24 protein-coding genes, 1 pseudogene and 1 riboswitch are annotated in these 21,417 nt (G+C 44.9%); of the genes and pseudogenes, 22 read left to right on the forward strand and 3 right to left on the reverse strand.

Going from position 1 to position 21,417, the window contains the following annotated elements; translation table 11 throughout:
• Window positions 1-54 precede the first annotated feature (54 nt).
• The 17 genes and pseudogenes from VQ00_RS01990 (at window position 55) to VQ00_RS02060 (ending at window position 14,333) form a co-directional block, all read left to right on the forward strand.
• Entirely contained in the window at window positions 55-408 is a 354-nt protein-coding gene (locus tag VQ00_RS01990) for a TOPRIM domain-containing protein (RefSeq protein ID WP_046178440.1), read from the forward strand.
• A 6-nt stretch (window positions 409-414) separates the two neighbouring features.
• Window positions 415-714: a thioredoxin family protein gene (locus tag VQ00_RS01995; protein ID WP_046178441.1), complete on the forward strand. Its 300-nt coding sequence runs from the start codon at window positions 415-417 to the stop codon at window positions 712-714.
• 86 nt (window positions 715-800) lie between these two features.
• Window positions 801-906: riboswitch (SAM riboswitch) on the forward strand.
• A gap of 74 nt (window positions 907-980) precedes the next feature.
• On the forward strand, window positions 981-2,006 hold the full coding sequence (locus VQ00_RS02000; RefSeq protein ID WP_046178908.1) for a methionine ABC transporter ATP-binding protein: 1,026 nt from the start codon (window positions 981-983) through the stop codon (window positions 2,004-2,006).
• Window positions 1,999-2,667 (forward strand): methionine ABC transporter permease, encoded by a 669-nt coding sequence (locus VQ00_RS02005; RefSeq protein WP_046178442.1) that lies wholly within the window; start codon window positions 1,999-2,001, stop codon window positions 2,665-2,667. Before VQ00_RS02000 ends, VQ00_RS02005 begins: the two co-directional genes overlap by 8 nt.
• Before the next feature lie 32 nt (window positions 2,668-2,699).
• Window positions 2,700-3,548 (forward strand): MetQ/NlpA family ABC transporter substrate-binding protein, encoded by an 849-nt coding sequence (locus VQ00_RS02010; protein ID WP_046178443.1) that lies wholly within the window; start codon window positions 2,700-2,702, stop codon window positions 3,546-3,548.
• A 261-nt stretch (window positions 3,549-3,809) separates the two neighbouring features.
• Entirely contained in the window at window positions 3,810-3,986 is a 177-nt protein-coding gene (locus VQ00_RS18765; RefSeq protein ID WP_172645528.1) for a YuzK family famiily protein, read from the forward strand.
• A 234-nt stretch (window positions 3,987-4,220) separates the two neighbouring features.
• Complete coding sequence (gene sufC / locus VQ00_RS02015) at window positions 4,221-4,997, forward strand: Fe-S cluster assembly ATPase SufC (RefSeq protein ID WP_046178444.1); 777 nt, start codon at window positions 4,221-4,223, stop codon at window positions 4,995-4,997.
• A 16-nt stretch (window positions 4,998-5,013) separates the two neighbouring features.
• A complete protein-coding gene (gene sufD / locus VQ00_RS02020; RefSeq protein ID WP_046178445.1) occupies window positions 5,014-6,324 on the forward strand; it encodes a Fe-S cluster assembly protein SufD in 1,311 nt (436 codons plus the stop codon).
• On the forward strand, window positions 6,321-7,550 hold the full coding sequence (locus VQ00_RS02025) for a cysteine desulfurase (RefSeq protein WP_046178446.1): 1,230 nt from the start codon (window positions 6,321-6,323) through the stop codon (window positions 7,548-7,550). Before sufD ends, VQ00_RS02025 begins: the two co-directional genes overlap by 4 nt.
• A complete protein-coding gene (sufU, locus tag VQ00_RS02030) occupies window positions 7,540-7,974 on the forward strand; it encodes a Fe-S cluster assembly sulfur transfer protein SufU (RefSeq protein ID WP_046178447.1) in 435 nt (144 codons plus the stop codon). The genes VQ00_RS02025 and sufU overlap by 11 nt, the downstream gene beginning before the upstream one ends.
• A gap of 20 nt (window positions 7,975-7,994) precedes the next feature.
• Entirely contained in the window at window positions 7,995-9,392 is a 1,398-nt protein-coding gene (gene sufB / locus VQ00_RS02035) for a Fe-S cluster assembly protein SufB (RefSeq protein ID WP_046178448.1), read from the forward strand.
• A gap of 146 nt (window positions 9,393-9,538) precedes the next feature.
• Window positions 9,539-10,384, forward strand: a complete 846-nt coding sequence (locus VQ00_RS02040) for a DUF72 domain-containing protein (RefSeq protein ID WP_046178449.1) — start codon at window positions 9,539-9,541, stop codon at window positions 10,382-10,384.
• A gap of 25 nt (window positions 10,385-10,409) precedes the next feature.
• Window positions 10,410-10,559: pseudogene (locus VQ00_RS18390) on the forward strand (sulfite exporter TauE/SafE family protein); the annotation flags it as partial.
• 13 nt (window positions 10,560-10,572) lie between these two features.
• A complete protein-coding gene (locus VQ00_RS02045) occupies window positions 10,573-11,931 on the forward strand; it encodes a bifunctional metallophosphatase/5'-nucleotidase (protein WP_046178450.1) in 1,359 nt (452 codons plus the stop codon).
• 39 nt (window positions 11,932-11,970) lie between these two features.
• Window positions 11,971-12,699: a sporulation protein YunB gene (yunB, locus tag VQ00_RS02050; protein WP_245617995.1), complete on the forward strand. Its 729-nt coding sequence runs from the start codon at window positions 11,971-11,973 to the stop codon at window positions 12,697-12,699.
• Between the two features lie 417 nt (window positions 12,700-13,116).
• The gene (lipA, locus tag VQ00_RS02055) at window positions 13,117-14,031 is read left to right on the forward strand and encodes a lipoyl synthase (protein WP_046178451.1); all 915 of its coding nucleotides are present in this window, start codon (window positions 13,117-13,119) and stop codon (window positions 14,029-14,031) included.
• On the forward strand, window positions 14,028-14,333 hold the full coding sequence (locus VQ00_RS02060) for a YutD family protein (protein WP_046178452.1): 306 nt from the start codon (window positions 14,028-14,030) through the stop codon (window positions 14,331-14,333). The genes lipA and VQ00_RS02060 overlap by 4 nt, the downstream gene beginning before the upstream one ends.
• A 39-nt stretch (window positions 14,334-14,372) precedes the next feature.
• Here the strand turns inward: VQ00_RS02060 and VQ00_RS02065 are convergent, their stop codons facing one another.
• Window positions 14,373-14,639 carry a DUF3055 domain-containing protein gene (locus VQ00_RS02065; protein WP_046178453.1) on the reverse strand — a complete coding sequence of 89 codons (267 nt, stop codon included), beginning with the start codon at window positions 14,637-14,639 and terminating at the stop codon, window positions 14,373-14,375.
• A gap of 73 nt (window positions 14,640-14,712) precedes the next feature.
• On the opposite strand from VQ00_RS02065, the gene VQ00_RS02070 reads away from it, so the two are divergent.
• The 3 genes from VQ00_RS02070 (at window position 14,713) to VQ00_RS02080 (ending at window position 17,529) form a co-directional block, all read left to right on the forward strand.
• The gene (locus tag VQ00_RS02070; RefSeq protein WP_046178454.1) at window positions 14,713-15,162 is read left to right on the forward strand and encodes a DUF86 domain-containing protein; all 450 of its coding nucleotides are present in this window, start codon (window positions 14,713-14,715) and stop codon (window positions 15,160-15,162) included.
• 3 nt (window positions 15,163-15,165) lie between these two features.
• Window positions 15,166-15,933, forward strand: a complete 768-nt coding sequence (locus VQ00_RS02075) for a TIGR01457 family HAD-type hydrolase (protein ID WP_046178455.1) — start codon at window positions 15,166-15,168, stop codon at window positions 15,931-15,933.
• Between the two features lie 90 nt (window positions 15,934-16,023).
• Entirely contained in the window at window positions 16,024-17,529 is a 1,506-nt protein-coding gene (locus VQ00_RS02080) for an FAD-dependent oxidoreductase (protein WP_082091434.1), read from the forward strand.
• A gap of 38 nt (window positions 17,530-17,567) precedes the next feature.
• Here VQ00_RS02080 and VQ00_RS02085 read toward each other — a convergent pair whose 3' ends face one another.
• The gene (locus VQ00_RS02085) at window positions 17,568-18,074 is read right to left on the reverse strand and encodes a phosphatidylglycerophosphatase A family protein (protein WP_046178911.1); all 507 of its coding nucleotides are present in this window, start codon (window positions 18,072-18,074) and stop codon (window positions 17,568-17,570) included.
• 123 nt (window positions 18,075-18,197) lie between these two features.
• Here VQ00_RS02085 and VQ00_RS02090 point away from each other — a divergent pair, with 123 nt between their 5' ends.
• Window positions 18,198-19,178: a 2-hydroxyacid dehydrogenase gene (locus tag VQ00_RS02090; protein ID WP_046178456.1), complete on the forward strand. Its 981-nt coding sequence runs from the start codon at window positions 18,198-18,200 to the stop codon at window positions 19,176-19,178.
• Window positions 19,179-19,453: 275 nt separating this feature from the next.
• On the opposite strand, the gene VQ00_RS02095 is transcribed toward VQ00_RS02090, so the two are convergent.
• On the reverse strand, window positions 19,454-19,696 hold the full coding sequence (locus VQ00_RS02095; RefSeq protein WP_045851782.1) for a NifU family protein: 243 nt from the start codon (window positions 19,694-19,696) through the stop codon (window positions 19,454-19,456).
• A 208-nt stretch (window positions 19,697-19,904) separates the two neighbouring features.
• Here VQ00_RS02095 and VQ00_RS02100 point away from each other — a divergent pair, with 208 nt between their 5' ends.
• Window positions 19,905-21,302: an NAD-dependent succinate-semialdehyde dehydrogenase gene (locus tag VQ00_RS02100; protein ID WP_046178912.1), complete on the forward strand. Its 1,398-nt coding sequence runs from the start codon at window positions 19,905-19,907 to the stop codon at window positions 21,300-21,302.
• The last annotated feature ends 115 nt before the right edge of the window (window positions 21,303-21,417 follow it).

Raw genomic sequence — 21,417 nt, forward strand, 5'->3', positions numbered from 1 at the left:
TTTTGTGAAAACACGTAACAATAGAGATTATAACGTGCAGCGAGGTGATTGGTGATGATGGTGGAAAAAACGATTATCGTCGAAGGGTCATCTGATCGAAAACGGGTGGCTGAAATTGTCAAAGAGCCAGTGGACATCATTTGTACGAATGGCACGATTGGCGTCTCGCGCCTTGATGAACTGGTGGATGAATTGTTTGAGCGCGACGTTTACATCTTGGTTGATGCCGATTCGTCAGGTGAAAAACTGCGCCGCCAGTTTAAGCGCGAACTTCCTCACGCCCGTCATCTCTATATCGACCGAGGCTATAAAGAAGTTGCTTCGGCACCGCATCGTTACTTGGCTTCTATTTTAATGAGTGCCAACATCGATGTGCGCGGTGAGTTTTTGCAGAAAGAAGGGATTTAGCAGTAAATGGAAACGATTAAATCGATACAAGCGTTTATTACAAAACCGAAAGCCGCTCTTTATTTGTATACGCCCATGTGCGGCACGTGCCAGGTGGCGGGGAAAATGCTTGATGTGGTGGAAGCGATGAATGTAAATGTTCCGCTCGAACGCATCAATTTAAATTATCAAGAAGGTTTGGCACGGCAATTTGAAGTTGAAAGCGTACCATGTTTACTTTTACTCGAAAAAGGGAAGCTTAAAAAGAAAATTTACGCTTTTCAGTCAGTTCCTTATATATATGAAGAAATACGTTCGCTTTTATAGATCCGTCGAATTTTGTCGAAATTTAAAATTGGGTTGTTGACACAATCATTGTGACGGTGGTAAAATCCAATTCATAATTAAAGAGACTCTTATCAAGAGCGGCAGAGGGAATGTGCCCGATGAAGCCCGGCAACCGTCTTTTAAAGAAAAGGTGCCAAATCACACGAAGCAGTATGCTTCGGAAGATGAGAGAAAGGAAATTTAAACACAAAGCCTTTCTGTCATTATGGGCAGACAGGCTTTTTTTGTGGAAAGGACGTGATCCCGTGATATTTATTGAGCAAGCAAAAAAGATCTTTCAAACGAAAAATGGTCCTGTGAAGGCTGTTGACAACATAAATCTTTCCGTTCAGGAAGGTGAAATTTTCGGCATGATCGGCTACAGCGGCGCTGGGAAAAGTACACTCATCCGCATGCTGAATGGACTTGAAACCCCAACAGAAGGGTCTGTAACCGTAGCAGGGCGGACAATCTCTACGATTAAAGGATCGGAACTTCGAAAAGCGCGGCAGGAAATCGGCATGATTTTTCAGCACTTTAACTTGCTTTGGTCACGCACAATACGTGAAAATATCGCATTTCCGCTTGAGATTGCCGGCGTGGCAAAAGCAGAACGGAACAAGCGCGTTGACGAATTGATAAACCTCGTAGGTTTGGATGGACGGGGTGATTCCTATCCGGCGCAGCTTTCAGGCGGTCAAAAGCAGCGTGTCGGCATTGCCCGCGCGCTCGCGAACAACCCGAAAGTGCTTCTTTGCGATGAAGCAACGTCCGCCCTTGACCCGCAGACGACGGATTCCATTTTAGAGCTTCTCGTTGATATCAACCAACGTCTTGGCTTAACAATTGTATTGATTACACACGAAATGCACGTAATCCGAAAAATTTGCCACCGGGTTGCGGTCATGGAAGAAGGCAAAATTGTCGAGCTCGGCCCGGTTCTCGATGTGTTCCGCCGGCCGGAGCAGCCGATCACAAAGCGGTTTGTTCAACAGGTGACCGAACCGGAAGAATCAAAAGAAACGATTCAGCATTTGCTGGCAGAGCATCCGGACGGAAAAATTGTTAAATTAACATTTGTCGGGGTGTCAGCCGAGCAGCCGGTTGTGACCGAACTGATCCGGTCGTTTAACGTCGGTGTAAACATTTTGCAGGGGAAAATTTCACAAACGCAAAACGGTGCATACGGTACATTGTTTGTTCAAGTAACGGGCGATCAAACTGAAGTTGCTAAAGCTGTAGCGTTTTTAGATGCCCAGCAAGTCGATTCGGAGGTGATTACATATGACTGAGCAGTGGTTTCCGAATGTCGACTGGGAGAAAATGTGGGAAGCAACGTATGAAACGCTCTATATGACGAGCATTTCAGTTGTCATTACGTTTATTCTCGGCATGCTTCTTGGCCTCTTATTGTTTTTAACATCAAAAGGGCAGCTATGGGAAAACAAAGCGGTTTACAGCGTGACAGCAGTCATTGTGAACGTTTTCCGCTCGATTCCATTTATTATTTTAATCGTCCTGCTGATTCCATTTACAAAAGCGATTTTGGGTACGATCATCGGCGAAAACGCAGCGTTGCCTGCGCTTATCATTGGAGCAGCACCGTTTTACGCGCGGATGGTGGAAATTGCGCTGCGTGAGATTGATAAAGGCGTTATTGAAGCAGCACGGGCAATGGGGGCTTCCACATGGACAATCATCCGAAAAGTCCTTATACCGGAGTCACTGCCGGCCCTCGTTTCCGGGTTGACCGTGACAGCCATTGCTCTTGTTGGATACACGGCGATGGCCGGTGTGATCGGTGCAGGCGGTCTTGGGAATCTTGCCTTTTTAGACGGTTTCCAGCGCAGCCGCAATGATGTAACCATCATGGCTACCATTGTGATTTTAGTAATCGTGTTTATTATTCAGTTTATCGGCGATACGGCAGTCCGTAAGCTTGATAAACGTTAATAAAATAAATTCATTTTTAGGAGGAATTCAGTATGAAAAAATGGCTTTTAGGCTTTTTAACAGCCGCCATTGTGCTTATTCTCGCGGCGTGCGGCGGCGGGGATGAAGCGTCAGATACAGGGTCAGATTCAGGTTCTTCAGAAGAAGACAAAACAATCGTTGTCGGGGCGTCCAATACACCGCATGCCGTGATTTTAGAAGAAGCAAAACCGCTTTTGGAAGAAAAGGGCTATGAGTTGCAAATCGAAACGTTCCAGGACTACGTTTTGCCAAACACAGCGCTTGAAGAAGAAGATTTGGATGCAAACTATTTCCAGCATCTTCCATACCTTGAACTTCAGGAAAAAGAACAAGGGTATGACTTTGAAAGTGCCGGTGCAATTCATATTGAGCCAATGGCTGTTTATTCAAAAAAATACAAAAGCTTGGATGAACTTCCTGACGGCGCAACGATTATTTTAAGCAACTCGGTTGCAGAGCATGGCCGTATCTTGATGATTTTAGAAGCGGAAGGCTTAATTAAAATTAAAGATGGCATTGATAAAACACAAGCTGCTCTTGACGATATTGCCGAAAATCCAAAAAACATCAAGTTTGACTATGATTACGAGCCGGCACTATTGACGCAAATTTATAATAATGATGAAGGCGATGCAGTCGTGATCAACTCGAACTATGCGATTGACGCCGGTATCAGCCCGACGGAAGATTCCATCGCGCTTGAAGGCACAGATTCACCATACGCAAACTTAATTGTAACGCGTGCAGGCGATGAAGATTCCGAAAAAATAAAGGCACTGGTTGAAGTGCTAAAATCAAAAGAAATTCAAGACTTTATTACAGAAGAATGGAACGGAGCAGTTGTTCCTGTAACAGAATAAATATACGAAGTGCCCGGTACTTTACCGGGCGTTTTCTTTTTATGCATTTTTCGGATAATTGCGAATTTAAGAGGATAAGGTTTATATTCTGAGATACGGGTATTATATGAGAGTATACCAGAGCTCACGCCATGTGAGCGGGAGAGAGGATGCCAGACAGCCTTTGCATCTCCCGGCTGAACCTTGTTATGATTATAGCGGAAGTTCCAGTTTCCAAAAAAAAACGAAAAGGATTGATTCCCCATTAGTAACTCACTTAATATGAAGCACACAGAAGGTATGGAAAAAGCGATGCACGCCAATTATGGTGTCGGCTATGCAGAGTACAGCCAGAAGCATGAAGTGAGAATGGAAGTTGAGCAGCGGCGCGAAGAGGACTATCAAAAGTCAATGCGCATGGTTGCTGATATGAACCGTAATTTTACGAACCACCTTTAATAATTGAAGAACAAATGCGCTGCGACATCATGCCGCAGCGCATTTGTGATCCACATCCTGTGGACCCGAGAAAAACCGGCCGAAAAGCTGGTTTTTCTTTGTTTATTTGAGAATACTTAATATAACTGATTTCCATGGTTGAATATAAATTCTATTTGTTATAAGATTGTAATGAGAATAAACTGAGAATAGACATAATCGGTCGTCTCAACCGATGAATACGGAGGGTAAAATATGCCACAATCAACGTTAACAGTCAAAGATCTTCACGTCTCAATCGACGGGAAAGAAATTTTAAAAGGGGTCAACCTTGAAATTAAAGGCGGCGAGTTCCATGCGATCATGGGCCCGAACGGAACAGGTAAATCAACCCTTTCTGCCGCGATTATGGGTCACCCTAAATATGAAGTTACACAAGGAACAATCACGCTTGATGGTGAAGACGTTCTTGGTATGGAAGTAGATGAACGCGCACGTGCCGGTCTTTTCCTTGCGATGCAATACCCAAGTGAAATTACAGGCGTAACAAACGCCGAGTTCCTTCGTTCCGCTGTGAATGCCCGCCGCGAAGAAGGTGATGAAATTTCATTGATGAAATTTATCCGCCAGATGGACGGAAATATGGACCTTCTTGAGATGGATCAAGATATGTCACAGCGTTACTTAAATGAAGGTTTCTCTGGCGGTGAGAAAAAGCGCAATGAAATTCTTCAATTGATGACGATTGAACCAAAAATCGCCATTCTTGATGAAATTGACTCCGGTCTTGATATTGATGCATTGAAAGTCGTATCAAAAGGCATCAACAAAATGCGCGGAGAAGATTTCGGCTGCCTGATGATTACACATTACCAGCGTCTCTTGAACTACATCACGCCTGACTATGTTCATGTTATGATGCAGGGCAAAATTGTTAAATCCGGTGGTGCAGAACTTGCAGAGCGCCTTGAAGCAGAAGGCTACGACTGGATTAAGCAGGAACTTGGCATCGAAGACGAAACGGTACAGTAATCGAGGAGGAGCAAATATGACTGAAACACTATGGACAGTTGACGAATCAGGAATCCGTGATTTTTCAGCTGCAAACAACGAACCTGAATGGCTGTTAAACGTGCGTCTTGATGCGTTTAAGAAAGCAGAAGACCTGCCTCTTCCGAAGCCAGACAAAACAAAAATTGATAAATGGAACTTTACGGAGTTCGGTACACATGCCGTCAAAAGCGCACCGTTTAACTCGTTTGCAGAGCTTCCAGAAGCAGCACAGGCTGTTGTAGGGCCAGAGAATGAGACGCAAAACGTATACGTGCAGCGCAACGGTGTACCATCCATTTTAAATATTTCAAATGAACTAAAAGAAGCAGGTGTTATTTTTACTGATTTTGCAACTGCTGCAAAAGAACACAGTGATCTTCTTCAAAAATATTTCATGACACAGGTAGTCAAAGCGGATGAGCATAAATTAACAGCTCTTCACGCAGCACTTGTAAATGGGGGCGTGTTTTTATACGTACCCAAAAATGTGGAAATTAAAGAACCGGTTCAGGCTGTGTTCATTCATGACGATCAAAATGCAGCGATCTTTAACCATGTCATTGTAGTGACTGAGGCGAACAGCTCAGTCACATATGTAGAAAATTACATTTCGACAGTGGAAACAAAGCAAGGTGTTGCGAACATCGTAACGGAAGTCATCGCTGGTAATAACTCACAAGTATCGTATGGAGCGGTTGATACACTTACAGAAAACGTCACAACTTATGTAAATCGCCGTGGTGTTACGGCGCCGAACGCACGAATCGAATGGTCGCTGGGCATTATGAATGATGGAAATACCATTTCGGAAAACGTTACGAATCTGATTGGCGATGGTTCGTTTGCAGACACGAAAATGGTAGTTGTTGGACGAGGCAGCCAGTCGATGAACTTCACAACGAAAGTCGTTCATTTCGGCAAGCATACAGAAGGCTACATTTTAAAGCATGGTGTAATGAAAGACGCAGCAAAAGCGATCTTTAATGGCATCGGTAAAATCGAACATGGTGCAACTAAATCAAATGCTGTGCAAGAATCACGCATTTTAATGCTCAGCGAAAAAGCGCGTGGTGATGCGAATCCGATTCTGTTAATTGATGAAGATGACGTTACAGCCGGACACGCAGCATCTGTCGGCCGTGTTGATCCGCTTCAGCTTTATTACCTGATGAGTCGCGGTATTGAGAAGCGGGAAGCAGAACGTCTTGTTATTCATGGTTTCTTGGCACCAGTTGTGAATAAACTTCCAATTGAGAACGTGAAAAAACAGCTAAAAGGTGTCATTGAAAGGAAAGTCCGCCAATGAACGCAGCAGAATTGAGAAAGCATTTTCCGATTCTTGATCAAGAAGTGAACGGCTATCCACTCGTTTATCTTGACAGCGCGGCAACATCCCAAAAACCGGTTCAAGTCATTGAAGCAGTGAATGACTATTACCGTCATTCCAATTCAAATGTCCATAGAGGTGTTCACACGCTTGGCAACCGCGCAACCGACTTATATGAAGGCGCCCGTGATAAAGTGCGCAAATTCATTAACGCGGCTTCAACAAAAGAAATTGTTTTTCTTCGCGGGACGACTACAGCGTTAAATCTTGTTGCCCAAAGCTACGGCCGGGCTAATGTTAAAGAAGGCGACGAAATTGTCATCACGACAATGGAGCACCATTCGAATATTATTCCGTGGCAGCAGCTGGCAAAGGTCACAGGCGCCACTTTAAAATACATTCCTTTACAGGAAGACGGCACAATTTCATTAGAGGATGTACGTAATACCATTACGCCGAACACAAAAATTGTTTCAGTAATGATGGTATCGAATGTGCTTGGAACGATCAATCCGATTGAAGAGATTACAAAAATTGCGCATGAAAATGGTGCTGTCATGGTCGTTGACGGGGCCCAGGCCGCTCCGCATTTAGCGATTGATGTACAAAAGCTAAACTGCGACTTCTTCGCTTTTTCGGGGCACAAAATGTGTGGACCGACTGGAATCGGAGCATTGTACGGGAGACAGGCTCTTCTAGAGGAAATGGAGCCGATTGAGTTTGGCGGCGAAATGATTGACTTTGTTGGTTTATATGAATCAACGTGGAAAGAGCTCCCATGGAAGTTTGAAGGCGGCACCCCTATTATTGCCGGTGCGGTAGGTTTAGGCGCGGCGATTGATTTTCTAAGCGAAATCGGTCTTGATAATATTGAACAGCACGAACATAAGCTGGCTTCTTACGCTATGGATACCCTGTCTGATATTCCAGGTATTGTCATATTCGGCCCGCAAAGAGGAAAAGAACGGGCAAGTGTGGTAACATTCAACTTAGATGATGTTCATCCACATGACGTAGCAACTGTTCTGGATGCAGAAGGAATCGCTGTCCGTGCCGGCCACCACTGTGCACAGCCATTAATGAAATGGTGCCAGGTGTCGGCAACAGCACGTGCAAGCTTTTATTTATATAACACGGAAGAAGATATCGACAGACTTGCCGCCAGCTTGTTAAAAACGAAGGAGTATTTCTCAGATGTCTTTTAATAATTTAGATCAGTTGTATCGCCAGGTGATTATGGATCATTACAAAAAACCGCGCAATAAAGGGGCCATTGAGGACGGCAGCGTAACCGTCGATATGAATAACCCGACGTGCGGCGACCGTATCCACTTGACGATGAATGTAGAAGATGGGATTGTCACTGATGCAAAATTTGATGGAGAAGGCTGTTCTATTTCGATGTCATCCGCTTCAATGATGACCCAGGCGATCAAAGGAAAAGATATTGATCACGCTCTAAAGCTGTCCAGTGTCTTTTCTGATATGATGCTTGGTAACGACTATCCAGATGACTTAGACCTTGGCGATATTGAAGCGCTGCAGGGCGTTGCAAAATTTCCGGCTCGCATTAAATGTGCAACATTGTCATGGAAAGCGATGGAAAAAGGACTGCAGAACGAGAAATAAACTAACAGGAGGAATGCAACATGGCAAAAAAAGCCCCTGAAATTGGCGATTACAAATATGGCTTTCATGACCGCGATGTATCGATTTTTCGTTCAGAACGCGGGTTAACGCCTGAAATCGTTAAAGAAATTTCAAAACTGAAAGAAGAACCACAATGGATGCTCGACTTCCGCTTGAAATCATTGGATCATTTTTATAAAATGCCGATGCCGCAATGGGGAGGCGATATGTCTTCTTTAAACTTCGATGAAATTACGTATTACGTAAAGCCATCTGAAAAATCAGAGCGGTCATGGGATGAAGTGCCGGAAGAAATCAAGCAGACGTTTGACAAGCTAGGCATTCCGGAAGCAGAACAAAAATATTTGGCAGGTGTTTCCGCTCAGTACGAATCGGAAGTTGTGTACCACAACATGAAAGAAGAGTTGGAAGACCAAGGAATTGTCTTTAAAGACACAGGTTCTGCTTTAAAAGAAAATGAAGATATTTTCCGCAAATACTGGGCAACGATCATTCCACCGACAGACAATAAATTTGCTGCGTTGAATTCAGCTGTTTGGTCCGGAGGCTCGTTCATTTATGTACCGCCTGGCATCAAAGTGGATACACCGCTTCAAGCATATTTCCGCATTAACTCGGAAAACATGGGTCAGTTCGAACGGACACTGATCATTGTTGATAAAGGAGCAAGCGTGCATTACGTTGAAGGGTGTACAGCGCCGGTTTATACGACGAACTCGCTTCACTCGGCAGTCGTTGAAATTGCCATTGAAGAAGGCGGATACTGCCGCTATACAACGATTCAAAACTGGGCGAATAACGTGTTCAACCTTGTAACGAAACGTGCAGTTTGTGAAGCAAACGCAACGATGGAATGGATTGATGGCAATATTGGTTCAAAATTAACGATGAAATATCCAGCTGTTATTTTGAAAGGCGAAGGTGCACGCGGCCTCACACTTTCCATTGCGCTTGCCGGTAAAGGACAGCATCAGGATGCCGGTGCAAAAATGATTCACCTTGCACCAAATACTTCATCAACGATCGTATCAAAATCAATCTCGAAACAGGGTGGAAAAGTAACCTACCGCGGCCAGGTCCATTTCGGACGTAAAGCAACCGGTGCCCGCTCAAACATCGAGTGCGACACGTTGATTATGGATAACAAATCAACATCTGATACAATTCCATACAATGAAATCTTAAACGATAACATTTCCCTTGAGCACGAAGCAAAAGTGTCGAAAGTATCCGAAGAGCAATTATTTTACTTGATGAGCCGCGGTCTTTCTCAAGAAGAAGCAACGGAAATGATCGTTATGGGCTTCATCGAGCCATTTACAAAAGAATTGCCGATGGAATACGCGGTTGAAATGAACCGTCTCATCAAATTTGAGATGGAAGGCAGTATTGGTTAAGAAATATATCAAAGCCTGCAGGGACCAGCCCTGCAGGCTTTTTTTATCATGAGCAGACTTTCCATCAAAACAAACACAGCGGCAAGGTGTCAAAGATTCACACAGTCTAAATAAATATGCTACACTCGTATTACGAGGTGATTCGGATGATTTATACAGGTGTAACTGGGTGGGGAGACCACGATACGCTGTATACGCAGGGAGTGGCTTCCCGTGATAAATTAACGGAATATGCAGCGCATTTTCCAACCGTGGAAGTGGACTCAAGTTTTTATGCGGTGCAGCCTGAGCGGAATATGCGCAAATGGACAGATGAGACGCCAGATGGGTTTCGCTTTGTTGTTAAAGCGTATCAAGGAATGACGGGACATGAACGCGGCGAGATTCCTTTTGAGTCGAAAGAAGAGATGTTTCAAGCGTTTAACTTATCGCTGACGCCCATGGTAGAAGCCGGGAAGCTTGCGATGGTCCTGTTCCAGTTTCCACCGTGGTTTGACTGCACGCGTGAAAATGTAACGTATATTCGATATTGCAGGGAAAACATGGGGCCAGTTCCGCTGGCAATTGAATTTCGTAACCAAACATGGTATAAAGCGAAATTTTTTGATAAAACGATTTCGTTTTTAGAACAGGGAAATTGGATTCACACTGTATGTGATGAACCGCAGGCGGGGGACGGATCGATTCCGATTGTTCTTCAAGCAACAAATAAGGAAAAAACATTAATCCGCCTGCACGGGCGCAACCGGGCAGGCTGGCGGAAAAATGGCCAGAAAAATTGGCGTGAAGTTCGTTACTTATACCGATACAATGAACATGAGCTGCGTCAATGGGTTGATTTTACAAATGAAATCCATAAGCAGTCAAAAGACGTATATATACTATTTAATAACAATTCCGGTGGCGACGCGGCAGATAATGCGAAGCAATATTTGGATTTGGCTGGAGTTCAGTATGAAAATTTGGCTTCGCGCCAGCTTGATTTATTTTAGGAGGCTTTGTCACGATGGAATGGGTTATGCTGCTGCGCTCGTGCCGGGCGCCTGGTTCGGGGCAAAGCTCGGCGCGTGGCTGAATGCACGGATCGCTTCAAAAACGGCTGTGCTGCTGCTCCGTCTCGTTTTGATTTTGGTCGGTGTCCGCCTAATATGGCAGGGCATTCATTAAAGGTGGAGTGAACATGAAAAAAACGATACATATTTATCATACAAATGATTTGCACAGCCATTTTGAAAATTGGCCGAGAATTGCACATTTTTTAAAAGAGCGCCGTAGTCTCCATGAAGAAGCGGGAGAATACTCGTTTGCTTTTGATATTGGGGATCACGTGGACCGGGCTCATCCTCTTACCGAAGGAACACTCGGCTCTTTTAATATCGAACTGCTGAACGAATCCCGCTTTGACGCAGTCGCGATCGGAAACAATGAAGGGATCACCATGCCGAAAGAAGCGCTAAACCGGCTGTATGACCATGCCTCATTTCCGGTTATTTGTGCTAATTTGTTTGAAAAAAACGGTGAAACCCGTCCGGACTGGGTTGTGCCGCATGCTTTTTTTCAAGCGGGCGGCACAACGATTGCTGTCACGTCCGCAACGGCCCAGTATACCGCTTTTTACGAGCTGCTGGACTGGAGTGTGACGCTTCCGGTAGACGAGCTGAAAAAGCAAATTTCCATGCTGAAAAAACGGGCAGATATTGTCATCGTGCTATCGCATCTTGGCATGTACGATGACGAAAAGCTTGCCGAAGAAACAGAAGCGGATGTAATCCTCGGCGGACATACCCACCACGTTTTTCATGAAGGGAAAATGGTCAATGGAACGCTGCTGGCAGCCGCGGGAAAATATGGCTACTTTGCCGGCCATGTGGAAATTGATCTCGATGCAGATAGTGATCAAATTGTGGCGAAGCGGGCGCGTGTATTTGAAACGAACCGGTCGTTGAAGGCGCCTCTTGATGAGCAGGAGCAAAAAGCGATGTTTGAGAGTCAAGGTAAAAAAGTGCTGTCAATTCCAGTTGTGCAGCTTGAAAGGGAGCTTTCAAGCGACTGGTTTGAGTCATCGCCACTGCCCCAAATGCTGACAGAAGCGCTGACTGAATGGTGCCAGGCGGACTGTTCGTTTCTTAACGCAGGTGTTGTGCTTGGAGATTTGCCGGCAGGAGAGGTGACGAAGTATGATCTTCATAAACTGCTCCCTCACCCTATTAATCCTTGCTTAATTGAATTAACGGGTGCTGAGCTTTCGGAAGTGCTGCGCCAGACACGTGATGAAAAATGGCCACATCTGCAAATTAAAGGGCTTGGTTTCCGTGGCAGTGTCATGGGGCAGTTTGTATATGACCGAATTGAAATGGAAGGACCACGATTTTTCATTAATGGGCAGCCAATTGATATGAAACAGACATATAAGCTTGCTACTCTTGATATGTTCACGTATGGTCATTATTTTGTGGAGCTTCATAGGGCACCTAGGAAAACATATTTTATGCCGGAGTTTTTACGGGACATATTAGAATGGAAATTGTTGAAGTTATGATGCCTCTTCCCGCATACAATGCGGAAAGGGGGTTTTTTTGTGAGGCGGAAAAAATGGCAAAGCAAGTCAAAATTGTCCATGCGCCATCGTCTTATGATGGCTTTCCTTTTGTTTATTATCGGTCTTGTATTTATTATCTGGCTGATTAATCGGATTCTTCAGCCCGTTCTTTTAAATTATGCAGACGCACAAACGGAAAAAATTGCGTCGATGGTGCTGCAAAAAGCAATCAGTAAAGAAATTACAGAAAATCTTGATATAAAAGATATTATGATTACAGATGAAAGTGAAGGTGGCTCAACCACCTTCAACGCACAAGTGATCAATAAAGTGCTCGCTGAAGTAACTGATCTTGCGGAGAAAAATTTAGATCAAGCCGAGGCAGGAGACTTGAAAGAACTAGAAAAAATGTCGGGTTTTGACATTGATGCAAAAAGGACGGCGCAAGGAGATGGAATTGCCTATACTATTCCATTCGGACAGATCACGAACAACGCGATACTCGGTAACATCGGACCGCGAATACCAATCCGATTTCATGCAATCGGGGACGTAACATCCAATGTGAAAACGAAAGTGGAACCGTTCGGGATCAATTCAGCTTATGTTGAAGTATACGTCGAACTCGAAGTCAATGTGCAAGTCATTGTGCCGTTTGCATCTGAGGTGAAGGTGGTCAAGCAAACATTGCCAGTAGCAATGGGGCTCGTACATGGCACTGTGCCAAACTATTACAACCCGGATTCGATTGGAGTGCCGGCCAAATAAAAGAGGGGATAGAAAATGTTCGCTTTTTAACACGGTGATCACGAAATGGAGCATAAGTGCGATGAACCTTATTGGTCATTGCTTTTTTTTGCAGGTAAATTGAAAAAAATAAATCAGCGCTCCTGTAATTTAGAACTTGTTTGACCCACACAGACAGGTCTTTTTGATTAGGGAAACGTATTCATCAGCTATTATATGAATTATTCTAAGAAAATGATAAATGGCACATTGTTTTTGCAAGGAAAACGCATACTTTTCCTCATAATATTTTTTTAATTCAACCCAATTGAGTTTAATGATAAGAGTTAAAAATGTGGATGAACCTGCATATTTAACTCTTATTAATTTCTTTTTTTGCCGCCAAATGATAGTTATGATAAAGTAGCGGTATATCGTAAGCTGATTGGAGATGGAAAAATGAGCACGAAAGAAGAATATTTGCGTAAACCGGAATGGTTGAAAATAAAGCTGAACACGAACGAGAATTACACTGGTTTAAAGAAAATGATGCGCGAGAAAAAGCTACATACGGTATGTGAAGAAGCGAAGTGCCCGAATATTCATGAATGCTGGGCGGTCCGCCGTACGGCGACGTTTATGATTCTTGGCAGTGTCTGCACACGTGCGTGTCGTTTTTGTGCGGTGAAAACGGGTCTTCCGACAGAGCTTGACCTAGAAGAGCCGGAACGCGTAGCGGATTCTGTTGTCCAAATGAACTTGAAGCACGTTGTGGTCACAGCGGTTGCGCGTGATGATTTAAAAGATGGCGGCGCATATGTATTTGCTGAAACGGTCCGGGCGATTCGCCGGAAAAATCCATTTACATCGATTGAAGTACTTCCATCTGATATGGGCGGCATTGAAGAAAATCTGCAGATGCTGATGGATGCGAAGCCGGACATTTTAAACCATAACATTGAAACGGTTCGCAGCTTGACGCCACGCGTCCGGGCTCGGGCAAAGTATGACCGTTCGCTTGAATTTTTACGCCGGGCGAAAGAAATGCAGCCGAACATTCCGACGAAATCAAGCTTGATGGTCGGCCTTGGCGAAACGAAAGAAGAAATTATCGAAGTGATGGACGATCTTCGTGCAAATAATGTAGACATTATGACGATCGGCCAATACTTGCAGCCGTCGAAAAAACATTTAAAAGTGCAGAAGTATTACCATCCGGATGAATTTGCAGAGCTTCGCGAAATCGCCATGTCGAAAGGATTCAGCCACTGTGAAGCAGGACCGATGGTTCGTTCTTCGTACCATGCTGACGAACAGGTCAATGCAGCGGCAAAAGCGAAACATGAACAGGGCGAGGCGCAGACAGCCAAATGATTACCATTCAAAATGACAGCTATGAAATTGTCGAAGAGCGGATGGAAGGCTTCAATGACGAAGCTTTCCGCGCCCGCTATAGCGACATTTTGTCCAAATATGATTACATTGTCGGTGACTGGGGATATGGACAGCTTCGGTTAAAAGGCTTTTTCGACGATATGAATAAAAAATCATCATATGACAACAAGTTTTCCACTGTACGTGATTACTTGCTTGAATACTGCAACTTCGGGTGCGGCTATTTTATTTTAAAAAAGCTGCCCATCACCCTAGCACCATCAAAAAAACCGGCTGAATGAGCCGGTTTTTTCTTTTACGGACACGCGTCCGAAGTCAGGTTACATCACTTCAGATAAAAACTCTTTTAGCTCAGCCGCTTCGTCTTCGCTCATATTAAACGCATATTCGATGTAGCCAGGTTCATCGAGGTCATCGCGTCCAATAATGGCGTACGTTTTGCCCTGCAGGTTAATGACAATCGATTTGCCATAATACCGATCCGTCTGCATAAGCGCCAAGTCGTACCGCGCATGCTCACCGGCGAAGCTGACAAATCGCGTTGTCGTTGTATCTTTTTCATCATAAAGAAAAAAACGTTCACTCATGTGCTGCCCTCCGCTGTCCATTTTCAACCATTGTACCACATGATACAATAGGAGCGGAAAGGATGGATGCCCTGTGTACTTTATTGACCGAAAAAAGATGGAAGCGACGCTCCGTTTTATGGAGCAGCAGCTTGCCCTGTTTGACTCGCAGCCTATTTGGGGCACTGCCATTGAAAAAGCAGCGCTCGAACGGATTGCTCAAACCGTTGTGGAATCTGTGATTGATGTCGGCAATGCGATGATTGACGGCTTTATTATGCGCGATCCCGGCAGCTATGAGGATATTATTGATATTATGGACGATGAAAACGTGATTTTGCCGGAACAGTCGGCGCCATTGAAAGATGTCATGGGTCTTCGAAAAACGCTTGTCCGTGACTACACCTCTATTTTACATGATGAACTGACGGCGGTGCTCGTCGCGAACAAAAAAGAACTGGCCGATTTTCCGAATCGTGTCCGCGTGTATTTGGAAAACGAACTCGGTCCCGTTTCTGCATTTTTACCGGAAGAAGGAGAATAATTAATGACACGTTATAAAGGCTATTTAATTGATTTAGACGGCACGATGTATGCAGGCACACAAGTTATCCCAGGTGCGCCGGAATTTATTGACCGCTTAAACGAGGCAGGTATTCCCTATTTGTTTGTGACGAACAATTCATCCCGGACGCCAGAGCAAGTGGCAGAGAAACTTGTCAAAATGGGTATTCGGACAACACCGGAAAATGTATTCACCACATCGCGCGCAACGGCTCAATTTATTCATGACGAAAAGCCGGGCGCAACAATTTATGTGATTGGAGAAGACGGTATTTTAGAAGCACTCACCGAGCAGGGCCTCGAAGTCGTCACTCATGAAAACCCTGATTATGTCGTCACCGGAATCGATCGAGGCATTACATATGAAAAACTGGCTGGTGCCTGCCTCTCTGTCCGAAACGGCGCCCGCTTTATTTCCACAAACGGAGATATTGCCATCCCGACGGAACGTGGCTTTATGCCAGGCAACGGTTCGCTGACATCGGTTGTTTCTGTTTCAACGGAAACACAGCCTGTCTTTATCGGCAAGCCGGAACCGATTATTATGGAGCAGGCAATGGCTGTACTTGGCACGTCAAAAGAAGAAACCATCATGGTTGGCGATTATTATGATACGGACATCCGCGCCGGCATCGGCATCGGCATTGACACATTGCTTGTTCATACAGGCGTGACCCAGCCGGAATTTTTAAAGAGATACGAGGTCCAGCCGACTCATACACGGAATAATTTAAATGAGTGGGAATTGTAAGAAACAGCAGCGATGCTGTTTCTTTTTTTTTGGCTAAAAATGGGCGAACCCGGGTATACAAAGAATATGATTATTTTTAGGGAGGGCATTATGCAAATTCCAAATCAATCAATATCCTATTGGAAAGATCACGGTGCACCACGTTCATTTACACCTCTGCAGACAAATTTAAAGGTGGACGTTGTTGTCGTTGGCGGTGGGATCACCGGTATTTTAACAGCATGGAAACTGTCGAAAGAAGGAAAGAAAGTTGCGCTTATTGAAGCAAGAAAATTAACAGATGGGACGACGGGTTTTACGACCGCCAAAGTAACGGCTCAGCACGGACTCATTTATGATGAGCTAATTAGTACGTTTGGAAAAGAAAAAGCCCTTCTTTATTACGAAGCAAATGAGGAAGCCATTTCGTTTTTAAAACAAACCGTAGATGAGCTGGAGGTTCAGTGCGATTTTACACCGCAGGACGCTTATGTGTATATCACAACAAATGAAATGAGACCGATGCTGGAAAAAGAGCTGGATGCCTATGAAAAGCTTGGCATTAATGGCGGCTTAGCCGGGGCATCCGCACGGATGAATTTGCCGTTTAACGTAGAAGAAGCACTTGTCATGCGGGATCAAGCGCATTTTCATCCCGTGAAGTTTTTAGAAGCGCTCGTGAAGGATATGGCGGATCGCGTCCACATTTTTGAAGAGACGCGGGCGGAAGCAATTGACGGGAAGGCAGTGAAAACAACAAACGGGCATAAGATCATCGGCGATCATATTGTCGTTGCATCACATTTTCCATTTAATGATTTTGACGGGGCCTACTTCGCCAAGCTGCATCCGGAACGGTCGTATGCAATCGGTGTGAAAAGCGAACATCAGCTTGAAGAAGGCATGTATATTAGCAAAGATAAGCCATCCAGGTCTGTCCGGTATGCAACAATGGAAAATGGCGAAAAGCTGCTTATTATCGGCGGTGAAAATCATCCAGCCGGACGCAGCGAACAGGAAACGATGCGTCATTACGAAGAACTGGCTGAGTTCGCGGACCGCCACTTCGGAGCAAAAAAAGTGCTTTATCGCTGGTCTGCGCAGGATTTAATTACGCTTGACCGCGTTCCATACATTGGGCGGGCACATGAAAATATATATGTGGCAACCGGTTACGCAAAATGGGGAATGACCAACGGAACGGTGGCAGCGAATGTGATCACTGATTTGATTATGAAGGGAGACAACCGATACGCTGAGTTATATGATCCGAAGCGGATGAAAGTAAAGCCGGCGGATGTGAAAACATTTGTCACGGAAAATGCGAAAGTCGCGAAAGAATTAATTAGCGGGAAATTGAAAAGCACAACAATAAATATTGATGCCCTGCTGCCCGGTGAAGGCGGCGTTGTAATGGTTGATGGGAAGAAAACAGGCGCTTACAAAGATGAACAGAGCCATTGCCATCTTGTTGATATAACATGTACACATATGGGCTGTGAAACGTCGTGGAATGATGCAGAGCGGTCATGGGACTGCCCGTGTCATGGTTCAAGGTTTTCTTATGACGGAGAGGTGCTTGAAGGGCCGGCGATTCAGCCGCTGGAAAAACGATAAAAAGAGGCAGCCTGTTGAAGGCAGCCTCTTTTTATCGTTTATTCGGTATTTGCCGCGCGGTGAGCAAGGCGGCTGGCGGCTGCTGCCGCAATGGCGCCAACGATATCATCTAAAAATGTGTGCACCTGGCCGGTTGATTTATCATTTAAAAACTGAAGGATGCCGGGTTTTTGTTTATCAATGTATCCGTAGCTTGTTAATCCAATCGTTCCATATACATTTATAATCGCTGTCGCAATCGTTTCATCAATTCCATAAAGCCCTTCATCCGTCTCAATAATGGATTGAAGTGGGTCATCCAGCTGCTTTTTTTCCGCAAGTATATCAAGCTGAATACCGGTCAAGACCGCATTTTGCACTTCACGTTTACGCAGAACGGCTTCCACATGTTCCATTGCTTCCACAAGTTTTAACTCAGGATGATATGGTTTTTGCAAATACACAACAAGTTCTGCGATATCTTCTAACTTGACGCCGCGCTCAGCGATCCAGCGGCGGGCTGTTTTTTCGGACATGCTCATGACGCGCTTTTCTTCAATAGTCATCCTCAACACACCTTTTTTTATCATTATATGTATTTCTCTTGTTCTCATACCCGTTTTCATTGTGACATACTCAGGTCGAAAATGATACAATAAGACGGAATAATCTGAAATGGGGTGCGCTGCGTGAAGCCATTTGTATATGTGACCAGAAAAGTACCAGATGACATTGTGGCAAGACTGTCTGCGTCCTATCACGTTGAGATGTGGACAGAAGAAGATAAAGCGGTTCCGCGAGAAATATTGCTCCAAAAAGCCGCGTCGGCTGATGCGCTGTTAACAGTTATTTCAGATGCCGTGAATGACGAATTACTTTCACACGCCAGCCAATTAAAGGTAGTGGCCAACATGGCCGTTGGTTTTGACAATATTGATCTTGAATCAGCTAGTCGTCATGGCGTGGCGATCTGCAACACACCCGATGTGCTGACAGATACAACAGCGGATTTAACATTTGCGCTCCTATTGGCCACAGCGCGCCGTATGACGGAAGCATCGGAATTTGTCAAAGAGGGAAAATGGACAAGCTGGGCACCTATGATGCTTGTCGGAACGGATGTTCATCATAAAAAAATCGGTATTGTTGGGATGGGCAAAATTGGAACGGCTGTCGCCAAACGAGCAGCCGGTTTTGATATGGAAATTCTTTATCATAACCGGAAACGTCATGAAGTTGCAGAAGAAATGCTTGGGGCTCAATACCGCAGCTTTGATGAACTTCTTGAGGAAGCGGATTTTGTTGTTTGTCTGGCCCCGCTCAATGAAGGGACACGAGGCTTATTTCAGCGGGAGCACTTTCAAAAAATGAAAAAAGAAGCGATGTTTATTAATGCAAGCCGTGGACCGATCATTAACGAGCAAGCACTGATTGAAGCGCTTGAAGCCGGGGACATCGCTGCGGCTGGTCTTGATGTATTTGACAAAGAGCCAATTCCTGCTGATCATCCGTTTTTATCCATGAAAAATGTTGTTGCACTTCCGCATATCGGCAGTGCGTCCAAAGAAACACGAATGGCTATGATGCAGACATGCTGTGACAATATTGAAGCAGTGTTTGACGATCGTCCGCCGAAAACACTCATCAATAAAGACGTGCTGCAGTTTTAAAGTGGAATAAAGGCTAAGAACGCGGCATCGTGCTGCAACGTCTTTATGACCCGCGTCGTGCGGGCCCAAGCGCAAGGCGTCCGTTTATCGGCGATCAGCATAAGACAAGCACCGACGGAGGAGCTTTTTGTCTCCAGAGGGGCTTATGGAACAAAAGCTAAGAACGCAGCTTCCTGCTGCAACGCTTTTGTGACCCACATCGTGTGGACCTCGATGACGCCTAGAGCTGGACATTAAAAAAAGAGCTGATCCTTGTTACGGATCAGCTCTTATCATTAAAATACTTGCTCAACTTCAACAATGCCAGGAACTTCTTCGAGCAATGCACGCTCAATTCCTGCTTTTAATGTAATCGTTGAACTAGGGCAGCTGCCACATGCGCCGAGCAGACGAAGTTTCACAATCCCGTCTTCAATATCAACGAGTTCGCAGTCGCCGCCGTCGCGAAGTAGGAATGGACGTAATTTATCAAGCACTTCCTGTACTTCACCATATATTTCTTGTTCTTGTGTTTGCATGAATCATCGGCTCCTTTCGATTCGTTACATATATTATAATGATTTTAAATTGAAAATGCAATTTCTCCTCTCAAGAAAGGAGAAATCAATCGGTTTATTCTCAGCACCAATGCGAGAAATGAAAAAAAAATGTTTAAAAAGCAGCGGTCAGTCAATAGAATAGTATATGCATTTAAAAAAGGAGAGGATCTTTTTGAAAGAATGGAGCATGTACATAAATGGCCAATGGGTGTCAGCAGATGAAAAAATAGAAATCGTGAATCCGGCGACTGGTGACATCTTCGCAACGGTTCCTAAAGGTGGAGCATATGAAGCGAAACAGTCAGTGGATGCAGCATACAAGGCGTTTAAAACGTGGTCAAAAAAGACAGCCGGTGAACGTTCCGAACTATTAATGAAATGGCACCGCCTCATTGAAGAAAACAAAGAAGAAATAGGACGAATTATGACCGAAGAGCAAGGCAAGCCGCTTCAAGAGGCGATTGGTGAAGTCGCTTACGCAAACAGCTTTATTTCCTGGTATGCGGAAGAAGGAAAACGCATTTACGGCGAGACCATTCCGGCATCTGATCCGAACAAGCGTTTATTTGTTTCGCGTCAGCCGGTGGGTGTCGTCGCTGCGATTACACCGTGGAATTTTCCGGCTGCGATGATTACACGCAAAGTCGGTCCGGCGCTTGCATCCGGTTGTACAGCCGTAGTGAAACCCGCTTCTTCTACACCGCTTACTGCTCTGAAGCTGGTTGAACTTGCTCATGAAGCAGGAATTCCAAAAGGCGTGCTGAACGTGGTCACCGGAGATTCAAAATCTGTTGCCGGTGCCTGGATGGAAGACAGCCGCGTTCGGAAAGTAACGTTTACCGGCTCAACAGAAATCGGGAAAGTGCTCATGAAGCAGGCGGCGGACACAATGAAAAAAGTATCGCTTGAATTGGGGGGGCATGCACCGTTTATCGTCACGGCGAACGCTGACATTGAAAAAGCGGTCAAAGGATTAATCGGTTCGAAATTCCGTAATGCCGGACAGACATGTGTCTGCGCGAACCGTGTGTATGTTCATGAATCCATTGAAAAAGAATTTATCGAAGCGTTTAAAGCGGAAGTGAAAAAATTGCGTGTCGGAAATGGAATAGAGGAAGGTGTCAACATCGGCCCGCTTATTGATAAGGATGCAGTTGAAAAAGTCCAAAGCCAGCTTGAAGATGCGAAGCAAAAAGGCGCTGTTGTCGAAATGGGCGGCGAAACGAATGGGAATTTTGTGACGCCGGCCGTTCTCACCAATGTAACCGATGATATGGACTGCATGGTGGACGAAACATTTGGTCCGCTGGCGCCGATTGCCACGTACCAAACAGTGGATGAAGTGATCGAGCGGGCTAATAACACACCATTTGGCCTTGCTGCTTATGTATTCTCAGACAATATTTCAGAAGCCATCGAAATAAGCGAAGGGCTTGAATACGGCATCATCGGCTTAAACGACGGATTGCCTTCCGTCGCCCAGGCACCATTCGGCGGTTTTAAAGAAAGCGGGCTTGGCCGTGAAGGCGGGCATCATGGAATGGATGAATTTTTAGAAGTGAAATATATTTCGCTCGGCTTATAACAGAAGCCCTCTCCTATTAAATGAGAGGGCTTTTCACATGGACACAGAGAGTGTTAAATGAATAGAAATGTGGCCGATTGGGCAACGATCATCCAAAAACCATGTCGCCTCCGGG

Source organism: Domibacillus tundrae, from assembly GCF_000970675.1.
Classification (GTDB): Bacteria; Bacillota; Bacilli; order Bacillales; family Domibacillaceae; genus Domibacillus; species Domibacillus tundrae.